The 10,272-nt window shown below is 66.5% G+C and carries 8 protein-coding genes; 2 read left to right on the top strand and 6 right to left on the bottom strand.

Features of this window, described 5'->3' with window-relative positions:
- Position 1: 1 nt before the first annotated feature.
- Entirely contained in the window at positions 2-967 is a 966-nt protein-coding gene (locus V7D81_RS21905) for a DUF2950 domain-containing protein (RefSeq protein ID WP_324320322.1), read from the bottom strand.
- A 9-nt stretch (positions 968-976) separates the two neighbouring features.
- The gene (locus tag V7D81_RS21910; RefSeq protein WP_324320323.1) at positions 977-2,524 is read right to left on the bottom strand and encodes a DUF3300 domain-containing protein; all 1,548 of its coding nucleotides are present in this window, start codon (positions 2,522-2,524) and stop codon (positions 977-979) included.
- 258 nt (positions 2,525-2,782) lie between these two features.
- On the opposite strand from V7D81_RS21910, the gene V7D81_RS21915 reads away from it, so the two are divergent.
- Entirely contained in the window at positions 2,783-4,420 is a 1,638-nt protein-coding gene (locus tag V7D81_RS21915) for a methyl-accepting chemotaxis protein (RefSeq protein WP_324320325.1), read from the top strand.
- 10 nt (positions 4,421-4,430) lie between these two features.
- Here V7D81_RS21915 and V7D81_RS21920 read toward each other — a convergent pair whose 3' ends face one another.
- From V7D81_RS21920 to V7D81_RS21935, 4 genes are all read right to left on the bottom strand, one after another.
- The gene (locus V7D81_RS21920; RefSeq protein WP_324320327.1) at positions 4,431-4,661 is read right to left on the bottom strand and encodes a DUF6496 domain-containing protein; all 231 of its coding nucleotides are present in this window, start codon (positions 4,659-4,661) and stop codon (positions 4,431-4,433) included.
- A gap of 127 nt (positions 4,662-4,788) precedes the next feature.
- A complete protein-coding gene (locus V7D81_RS21925; protein WP_324320329.1) occupies positions 4,789-5,775 on the bottom strand; it encodes an aldo/keto reductase in 987 nt (328 codons plus the stop codon).
- 130 nt (positions 5,776-5,905) lie between these two features.
- A complete protein-coding gene (locus V7D81_RS21930; RefSeq protein ID WP_324320331.1) occupies positions 5,906-6,109 on the bottom strand; it encodes a hypothetical protein in 204 nt (67 codons plus the stop codon).
- Positions 6,110-6,186: 77 nt separating this feature from the next.
- The gene (locus V7D81_RS21935) at positions 6,187-9,057 is read right to left on the bottom strand and encodes an ATP-binding protein (protein WP_324320333.1); all 2,871 of its coding nucleotides are present in this window, start codon (positions 9,055-9,057) and stop codon (positions 6,187-6,189) included.
- Between the two features lie 132 nt (positions 9,058-9,189).
- Here V7D81_RS21935 and V7D81_RS21940 point away from each other — a divergent pair.
- Positions 9,190-10,272 (top strand): MFS transporter (locus tag V7D81_RS21940; protein WP_324320335.1); only part of this gene is annotated, 1,083 nt, incomplete at its 3' end.

Below are 10,272 nucleotides of genomic sequence, written 5' to 3' on the forward strand. Positions count from 1 at the left end.
GCTAGTTCGCGGCAGCAACTTCCTCCACCGCCAGCGGCGTCCAGTCCTCATCCGGATTGAACTGCGTGATATCCGCGACCGCCTTCGCGGTGTCTTCGCCGAGATCGCGCTGCCACACGACGCCGTCCTGATTCACGATGAACGTCATGATGCCGCTGGCGCCGTAGTCCGCGGGCCAGCCGAGGAGCGCATAGCCGCCGGTGAGTTTGCCGTCGACGACATAGTCCTTCGCGCCGCCGTTGGCCGCGGCGCCCTGCGACAGCAGGATGCGATACAGATAGCCGTGATACGGCTCTCCCTTCGCGGCGTTGTAGCCCTCGCTGGTCGCAGCGGCGAGTGCCGGCCCCGCCGGACTTTCTGCTGCGCCGGTGCCCGCTTCCCAGTACAGGCCGTCCTGCTTGCCGGCGTCGCTGCGCAGCTTCTGCGCATAGACGCCCGTGTTGCCGCCATCGTGGGCCACGGCGGCGTAGTCTTCCTGCGCTTCGACGAAGCCGCGCATCACATCGATGGTGTGCAGCTCGTTCGCGCCGATGCGGCGGACCACGATCTCGTCGGCGCCGGCTTCGCCGTCGAGGTGCCAGCCGTCGTTGCCGCGCACGAGGGGAATCGGCAACGGCCAGTGATCGGCGCCCACCTGCAGCACGAGTCGATCGGGGCCGCCTGCGACGAGCATGTGCTGCTCGCGATAGCGCGCGATGAAGGCTTCGCGCTCGGCGCGATCCTCCACCTCGTCGCCGGACGACAGTAGTTCGTCGATGCCCGGACCGAGGATTTCCTTGAGCGCGGCAACGTCGTTGCCTTCGACCGCGGCGACCAGCGCGTCGATCGCGGCCTCGGGCGTGGCGAATGTTGTTGCAGTCGTTGTCGCTGCGCTCGTCGGTGCGGGTGTCGCGGCGTCCTTGCGCTGGCAACCCGTGACTGCGACCAGGGAGAGTGCCGCGGCGAGAGCGATGAGAGGACGATTCATCTTCTTCTCCTAGCGTCGGCGCGCCGAGCGAGCGGGATGGGGACGCGATCCCGCACTGGCGTGACCGCGGGCGCTGGCTGCGCGGTCGAACGAACCATTGCCGGACGAGCGTGCGCCGGAGAAGGCATTGTCCGGTCGCGATGCGGGCCGGCTGGTCGCATGCGTCGTTGTTGCCGGTCGCGGCGTCGCGCTCTGGCTCGGCCGGGCCTGCGAGGCGATGTCGCGCGAGGGCGAGCGCGTCGAACCGCCGTAACCGCGATCGACGTGCTGCGTACCGGCCGACGGATTGCGCGTGCCGCCCGCTCCGCCCACGTGCTGCTGCGGTCGATCCTGTGCAGTGGCGGGCCTGCCTGCTGCCTGGTTCAGTCGTGCCTGCGTCGCGGGATTCCTGTTGCCGGCATACGTCGACTGGCCCTTCCACGAATCGCGCGTGCCGCCTGCAGTCTGTCCGGCGCGCTGCGTTGCACCGACGCCGTGCTTCGTGCCGGAGATCGGACTGTTGGCATTGCCCGCGCGCAGGTTCTGGTTGTTGTCGAAGCGGTTGAAGTAGTTATTGTTCACGTTCACGTTGATGTTGTTCTGCACGTTGATGTGGTTGTAGTTGTAGCGATACCCCGGCGGCGGCGCGTAGTGATAAGCGGGCCGGAAAGCCGGGCCGTACACGGGGCGATAGACGTAGGCGGGCGGATAGAACGGTCGCGGTCCGAAGTACATGGAACCGTAGCCCCAGTGCGGATAGTAGTAATCGTCGTGGAAGGCATTGCCGACCATGACGCCGACGCCGAAGGCGAGCAGCGCGCCGGCAACGGCCGCACCGGTGCTGACGCCGCTGCTCTGCGTCGTCGTGGTCGTCGTCGCAGGCGGCGCCGTGGTGTAGACCACCTGCGGGTCGTACTGCGGCACGTAGATCACCTGCGGATCCGCCGGCTTCACTTCGACGATGATCTTGTTGTTCTCCGTTTTGGTCTCGACCGTCTGCTGCGGCGTCGATTTGAGATTGCCGACGTCCTTCGCCTGCGCCCGCAGCCGCTGTACGGCATCGAGCACGCTCGCCTGGTCGGAAGTGAAGGCGGAGCCGAGCTGCTTCGTCCAGTCGATCTGCTGGCACATCATGTCGACGACGGTCGGGAACTGCACCAGCGCGCGCATCGCCGGACCGAAGCCCGCTTTCTCCGCCGCCTCGTCGAGCGCATCGCCCTTCAGGTTCTCGTTCTGCAGCAGCCAGTTGCCGCCGTCGAGCACTTCCTGCGAGTTCACCGAGGCGGCGAGGATCTGCGACAGCAGCGCATCCGGATACAGAGCGATCGGCGCGAGCAGTTCTTCGAGCGCATCGGGCTGCCATGACGCCTGCGTGACCGCTGCCGGCGCTGCAGCCGCTGCCGCAGCGCCGCCAACTGCGGCGGCAGGCAACACGGTAGCGGCCGGCGCCACAGGCGCGGGGGTGGCCGGCACCGCGGCGCTCTTGTCCGATCCGCAGCCCATCAGCATGACCACGAGCGTCCAGGCAACCACCGCGAAGTTGCTGGCGCGGCGGGAACGAAAGTCGGATGCGGGCATTGCGGCAGCTCCCCTCGAAGATCGCGAGACTGTGCCGTTCGCCGTCTGACGCGGAAATACGGGTTGTGGGCAGCGTTCTGCCGAATAGTCGTAATGGCGCCGGACGCCATTCCTGCACGGAAATTCGTGTCGATGAGGCCGAGAGGCCGCGCCATCGTCGGGCGTTCCCTCACAGGAAAATGCGAACCGATACCACTCAACCGCGGCAGATATCAGCCGATCACGGAAGGACAGGGAAACACTTCGGAAACAGCAGCCATGCGCGACAACGGACCCACGACGCAGACCGAATACGTGCTGCCGGATGACGAAGTCATCATCACGCACACCGATCCAGCGAGCCGCATCACCTACGCGAATCCGGCTTTTCTCAGCAGCAGCGAGTTCTCCCTGGAAGAGTGCCTCGGCCAGCCGCAGAACATCGTGCGGCACCCGGACATGCCGAAGGAGGCCTTCGCGGATCTGTGGGCCACGATCCGCAGCGGCCGCAGCTGGACGGGCATCGTCAAGAACCGGCGCAAGTCCGGCGGCTTCTACTGGGTGCGCGCCAACGTGACGCCGATGATCGAGAACGGTCGCATCAGCGGCTACATGTCCGTCCGCGTGAAGCCGACGCGCGAAGAGATTCAGGCGGCCGAACGTGTCTATGCCGCGATCCGCCAGGGACGCGCCGGTGCGCTGACTCTGCGCGAGGGAAAGGTGGTCGATACGTCCCTGGTCGGCGCGTTCGGGCGCGCGCTGAGCCCGTCGCTGAGAATCAGTTCCTGCTGGGTGCTGGGATTCCTGACGCTGTTGTTCTCGGTCCTCACGATGCATCTCGCGCGCAGCACCGGCATGAACTGGGCTGCAGGTGCGGGCGCACTCGGTGCGCTGGTCAGTCTCGCCAATCTCATCTATGTACAGCAGAAGGTCGTGAGGCCGCTCATTGCGCTGCAGAAGGCGACGTTTCGCCTCGTCAGCGGCGACACGCGCACGCGGATTACGGACGAAGGCGTGTCATGCATCGTCGCGGTCGCACAGACGCTGGAACAGGTGCGCGTCAAACTCGACGGCGTGCTGAAGGACAACCTGGCGGCGGCGGGCGAGGTGCGCGAGCGCGTCGGCGCGGTCGTGGCGGCCAACACCGAGCTTTCCAACCGCACCAGCGAGCATGCGGCGAGTCTCGAAGAAACCGCCGCATCGCTCGAAGAACTCACCGCGACGGTGGAGCGCAACACGGACAACGCGCGCCAGGCCGCCGGCATGGCGACCGGCGCCTCGTCGGCCACGGTGCGCGGTCGCGATGTCGTCGGCGAAGTCTCCGTCACCATGAAGGAGATCGCCGATTCCTCGAAGCGCATCGGCGATATCGTCGGGATCATCGATGGCATTGCCTTTCAGACCAACCTGCTGGCGCTCAACGCGGCCGTCGAAGCAGCGCGGGCGGGTGAGCAGGGTCGCGGATTCGCCATCGTGGCGCAGGAAGTGCGCAGCCTCGCGCAGCGGTCGGCGACGTCGGCACGCGAAATCCGCGAGCTGATCGAGGTCTCCGGTCGAACGGTGGCGCGCGGCACCGATCTTGCCAGCGAAGCCGAAGTGTCGATGCGCAACGTCGTGGAGTCGGTGCAGCAGGTCGGTCAGATGATCGGCGAGATCGAAGCCGCCAGCATCGAACAGTCCGCGGGCATCGAACAGATCAACAAGGCCGTGGTGCAGATGGACCAGATCACCCAGCGCGATGCGCAGATGGCGCAGGAACTGATTGCCACTGCGGAAGCGCTCGAAGATCAATCGAACCAGATGCTGTCGGCCATCTCGGCCTTCTCCATGCAGGGCGCACGCGGCCAGGCGCACGCGTCGCCTGCCCGTCAGCCCGACGTCGCGACGCCGGCCGAGAGCGCACGCCGCGCCGCGTAGCGATCGGCTGCTACTTCTTCTTCCGGGACGTCGTCTTTTTCTTGCGCGACGTCTTCCTGCTGCTGCGCTTCTTCTTCGGAACCTTCGCCCCGGACCGCCGCGCCTCGGACAGCGCGATGGCGATCGCCTGCTTGCGGCTCGTGACCTTCTTGCCGGAGCTGCTGCGCAGCGTGCCGCGCTTGCGCTCGCGCATGACCGTGCGAACCTTCTTCGATGCCTTCTTGCTGTAGCGTCGCGCCATGATGACAGTCCCCCTTCGCAGGCTTGAACCTCCATCGAATGATCGAGAATCGAATGATTGAGCCTGGCGGGCAGTTCCGGTGCGCACGTATTCGCGGCGGCACCGGGGATTGCGCGCAGGTCAGCTCTCAGCGCCCCGTCATCCTCTGCATCTTCTCCGGATACCGCGCGCCCTCGACGGGCGTATTCGATACCGCGGCGGAAATCTCCTGCACCTCCGCGGAGGTCAGCGCGACGTCGAGCGCGCCGAGATTTTCTTCGAGCCGGTGCCGCCTGGTCGTGCCGGGTATCGGCACGATCCATGGCTTCTGCGCCAGCAGCCAGGCGAGTGCGAGCTGCGCCGGCGTCACCTGCTTCCGGGTCGCGAGCCTGTCGAGCAGCGCCACCAGCGACTGATTGGCCTTGCGGGCTTCCGGCGTGAAGCGCGGCACGATGTTGCGGAAGTCGGTTTTGTCGAACTGCGTGTTCTCGTCGATCTTGCCGGTCAGGAAACCGCGACCGAGCGGACTGTAGGGCACGAAGCCGATGCCGAGTTCTTCCAGCGTCGGCAGGATCTCCTTCTCCGGCTCGCGCCACCACAACGAGTATTCGCTCTGCAGTGCGGTGACCGGCTGCACTGCATGCGCGCGGCGGATCGTCTGCGCGCCGGCCTCCGACAGACCGAAGTGCTTCACCTTGCCGGCGCGGATCAGGTCTTTCACCGTCCCGGCGACGTCTTCGATCGGCACCTCCGGATCGACGCGATGCTGGTAGAGCAGGTCGATCGTCTCGACCTTCAGTCGTCCGAGCGACGCCTCGGTCACTTCGCGGATGTGTTCCGGCCGGCTGTCGACGCCGACCTGCCGGCCTCTTTCATCGATCCGGAAACCGAATTTCGTGGCGATCTTCACCTGTCCCTTGAACGGCGCCAGCGCTTCGCCGAGCAGTTCCTCGTTGGCGAACGGACCGTAGACTTCCGCCGTGTCGAAGAAGGTCACGCCGCGCTCTGCCGCCGCGCGCAGCAGCGCGATGCCCTGCTGCCGGTCGGGTACCGGATCGTAGGCGAAGCTCAGTCCCATGCAGCCGAGGCCCAGGGCCGAAACTTCGAGGTGGTTGCCGAGTGTCCGCGTTTTCATGGTTTCTCCCGTGCGCGATGGCGCAGAATCTTCTGCTGGCTCTTCTGTGGGGCCGGCTTCAGCCGGCCTCTTTAGGAGTCAGGCTGAAGCCTGACCTACAGGAAGAAAGAGGCGACAATGACCGCCAGATTCAGCGTCCGCCGGCAAGCCACGCGTCGCGTGCCGTCCAGCGCGCGGCATCCGGTACGGCGCGATTGCCGCGCGCTTCGTCCGGGCCTTCCGTTTTCGCCGTGCCGAGCACGGACTGCAGCTCGCGTGCATCGACCTGCTGAACTTGCTGTCCCCTGACGAGGTACTGCTTGCGACGTGCGCGGATGGAAACTGTCTGCGCCATTCCTGTCATCCGTTGTTGCTGCATCGGGACAACGTTTCGAATCCGGATCGGTTCCAGGATCGTCGCATCGCGAAGTGCTAGGCGTGCAATCGCAGGAGCGCATCGGCGGCGCGCACGTCGCGCGTGGCCAGCCCTTCCGTCAGCGCATCGCGAACCGGTCCGAGCAGCGACATGGCCTCGGCGAGGCGCCCGTCGGCAATCCACAGACGGGCGAGATCCATCGCGGCGCGCAGTTCCCAGGCGCGCGCGCCCTGCGTGCGGGCGCAGGTGAGCGATTCCTGCAGCAGCCGTTCGGCTGCGGACGGATCGCCGACGACGCTGGCCTTCAGCCGCAGCATCTCGGGCAGCAGGTAGCCCTCGCCATTGCCGAGGCAACGATCGATCGCGGTATTGGCCACCAGCAGCGCTTCATCGTTGCGGCCGCGCAGCGCCAGGCCCTGCACCAGCGCGGTTTCGAACGTGCTCGTGAGCAGTTCGTATCGGGAGGCATGCAGTCGCGCCAGGCTTTCCTCGAGCAGACAGAGCGCGCCTTCGGGCTGTTCGCGTTCGATGCTCAGCTGTCCGCGAAAGCCGGTCGACGCGGCGATGTAGGGCTGAAACGCATTCAGCTCGGCGCGATCCGCGAAGACGTCGAGACTGGCCTGCGCGTGATCGAGATCGCCGCGCCACAGGTGTACCGACAGCGTCCAGATCAATGCGATGCAGTGCGTGATGGGATGTTCCAGGCGTGCCGCCTGCTGCACGATGTGTTCGGCGACATGCCGCGCGAAATCGGCATGTCCCTGCAGCCACAAGGTGCGCGCGAGTGCGATGCCGGAGCGGTTGCGATGATCGAACCCGTAGTGGATGGTGCGCGCGCGTTCCGAGGGCAGGCTTTCGCGCAGCGACAGTTCCAGTTCGCTGCGCGCCCGCGTCTGGTCGCCCGCCAGGTGATGCGAGATGCCGGCGAGCGATGCCGCGATGGCGATGGCTTCGGGCTGGTCGATGACGGCGGCCACCTTCACGGCGGTGTCGGCCCAGGTCTTTGCGGTCGCGAAGTCGCCGATGCGCTCATGGAAGATGTGCAGGCGTCCCAGCAGTCGCAACTGGTTCCAGCGATCGTCCAGTCGCGTGGCGATGTCGAGCGCGCGGCGCAATGCCGATTCGGCGGCTTCGCTGTTGCCGCCGGTGAACATGAGCGACAGTCCCAGTGCGGCCTGCAGTTCGAGCTCGGTCGACGTGCCCGCGTGCTGCCGGCCGAGATCGCGCAAGGCTCGCGCGCACCAGGTGCGGCATTCCACCAGCAGCGACAGCGTCATGAAGACGCGGGCGCTGAGCGCAGCCAGTCGCACGCCGAGATCGGGATCGCCGTGCGGCCGGAAGCTCCACTCCAGCGCGCCGCGGATGTTGCCCAGCATCTGGGTGAAGTGCGCAGTCTCCGTCTGGAAATCCAGCGGCGCGTGCTGGCGCGTTTCGAGTTCGTGCAGGAAACGGGCGGCGTGACGGCGGGCGGTGGCATTGCACTCGTCAGCGCCGCGCAGTGCGAAGCGCTTCTTGGCATACGCGCGCGTCATCTCCAGCAGGCGATAGCAGCTCGTGCCCGAGGAGCGGTTGGGCGACAGCAGCGATTTGGTCGTCAGTCCATCGAGCGCGATGGCCGCGGCGTCGGCATCGATGCGGTCGTCGGTGACGACGTGCAGCGCCGAGTCGAGCGAGAAGAAGCCGACGAAGACCGACAGTCTTTCCAGCGTCAGCCGTTCCGGTTCCGAGAGCAGTTCGTAACTCCAGTCGAGCGTGGCCTGCAGCGTCTGCTGGCGCGGCACGGCCGTGCGCTGCCCGCTCCAGGCGAGATTGAAGCGCTGGGCCAGCAGCGCCGACGTGGCGCGCAAGCCATGGGCGGCGACCCTCACCGCGGTCAGTTCGATGGGCAGCGCCATGCCATCGAGCTGGCGACACATGTCGGCGATCAGACGGGCTGCTTCGGCATCCACGCCGAGTGCGCTGTTGCCGGCCGAGGCGCGTTCGATGAACAGCTCGACCGCCGGATAGGCCAGCAGTTCATCGAGCGACAGATTCGCCGTCTCGTGCGGATAGTCGAGCGGGTTCAGCCAGTGCACGTGTTCGCCGCGCACGCGCAGGACTTCGCGACTGGTGGCCAGCACATTCACCCGCGGCGCCGCGTCCCGGATCTGTTCGACGATGCGCGATACGGCATCGACCATGTGCTCGCAGTTGTCGAGGATCAGCAGCAGCTGTCGCGGGCGGATGTGGGCGAGCACGACCGACAGCGGATCGGCGCCCTGGACGGGAATCCCCAGCGCACCGGCGACGGCCGAAGGAATCAGCGCGGGATCTTCCAGCGTCGCGAGATCGACGAAGGCGGCCTTGTCGGCGAAACGGGCCAGCGATGCATGTGCCGTTTCGAGTGCGAGCGTCGTCTTGCCGACGCCACCGGGGCCGACGATGGTGAACAGGCGCGTGTCCGACAGCCGCTCGCTCAGCAGCCGGATGTCGCGATCACGTCCGATCACGCCCGGCGGACGCGCCGGCAGTTTTGCGTCGAGAATGGATTGGGGTTCGTGCTGCGACGGTAGCGCTGGCGCCGCCACGAATTCGCCGTCGATGGCGGCGAGCGCCTGCACGGGTGCGACGAAGGCGTAGCCGACGCCGACCTGTGTCGCGATGTAGCGCGCACCGTCTTCGCCATCGCCGAGGATCTTGCGCAGGCCGGCCATGTGAAAGCGCAGGCTGCTGTCTTCGACCACGACGTCGGGCCAGACGCGTTTCAGCAATTCATTCTTGTGCAGGACGCGACCGGGTTGCGCGACGAGTGCGATGAGCAGATCGAGCGAGCGTCCGCCGATCTCGACGGGCGCGCCGTCCTTCGTCAGCAGCCGTTCGCCCGGCGTGAGGCAGAACGGGCCGAACGCTATCCGTTCGATCGAGGTGCGGGATATGCTGTCAATCATCTGTCGTCTTGCTTCAGCGCCCCGGTCCCGTTGCGCAGCGCGACGAACGAAGACCGGTGATCGCCCGGAATTGCGCCAGGAATCTGGCCATCACACGAAGCCATCGAATCGCGGGAGGCGATCGCTCACTGCATGAGTCCTGCATGGTATCGCACGCTGGATACCGACGCTCGCCGTGCCTTCTGGACGACCTTCAGCGGGTTCAGTCTGGACGCCATGGATATCCAGCTTTATGCCTTCGTGCTGCCCGTCCTGCTGACGGCGTGGGGACTGACGCACGTCGAGGCCGGATTGCTGGCGACCGTCGCGCTCACGTCGTCCGCGCTCGGCGGATGGCTCGCCGGCGTGCTCGCCGACCGCGTCGGCCGTGTCGCGATGCTGAAGATTACGATCTTGTGGTTTGCAGTCGCCACCTGCCTGTGCGGTCTCGCTGGCGATTTCCATCAGATGCTGATCGCGCGTGCATTGCAGGGACTGGGCTTCGGCGGCGAACTCGCCGTCGGCGCCGTGTTCGTTGCGGAAGTCGCTGCGCCGCAGATCAGGGGGCGGATGGTCGGCATGGCCCAGAGCGGCTGGGCGGTGGGATGGGGATTGGCTGTAGTCATTTCGACGATCGTGCTGTCGGTGCTGCCGCCCGATCTCGGCTGGCGCATCACGTTCGTCGTCGGATTCCTGCCGGCGCTCGCGGTGTTCTTCTTTCGACGCCGGCTGCAGGAGCCCGCGGCGTTTCGCAGCATCACGCGCCGCGTCCCATGGCATAGCATCTTCGCGGGGCCGACCTTGGCGATGACTGCGAAGGGCAGTCTGCTGGCGATCGGCATGCACGGCGGATACTGGGCCATCGCCACCTGGTGGCCGGCCATGCTGCGCGCGGAACGCGGACTGTCCATCGTCGACAGCAGCGGTTATCTCGCAGCCATCATCGCGGGGTCATTCCTCGGCTACGCCTTCGGTTCCTGGCTCAGCGACCGCGCGGGTCGCCGCGTGACGCTGATGGCGTTTGCGATCGGCGGCATCGTGCTCGCGCTGTCCTATGCGGGGTTGACGATCTCCAACGTCACGTTGCTGCTGCTGAGTGTGCCGCTCGGTTTCATCGCCACCGGCATGTTCAGTGTCATCGGCCCGGTGCTGACCGAGCTGTATCCGACGGAGCTGCGCGGCTCGGGACTCGGCTTCTGCTACAACCTGGGACGAGGCGTTGCAGGCGTTACGCCG

Origin of the sequence: Povalibacter sp. (assembly GCF_036735925.1) — a bacterium.
Lineage (GTDB): Bacteria > Pseudomonadota > Gammaproteobacteria > Steroidobacterales > Steroidobacteraceae > Steroidobacter.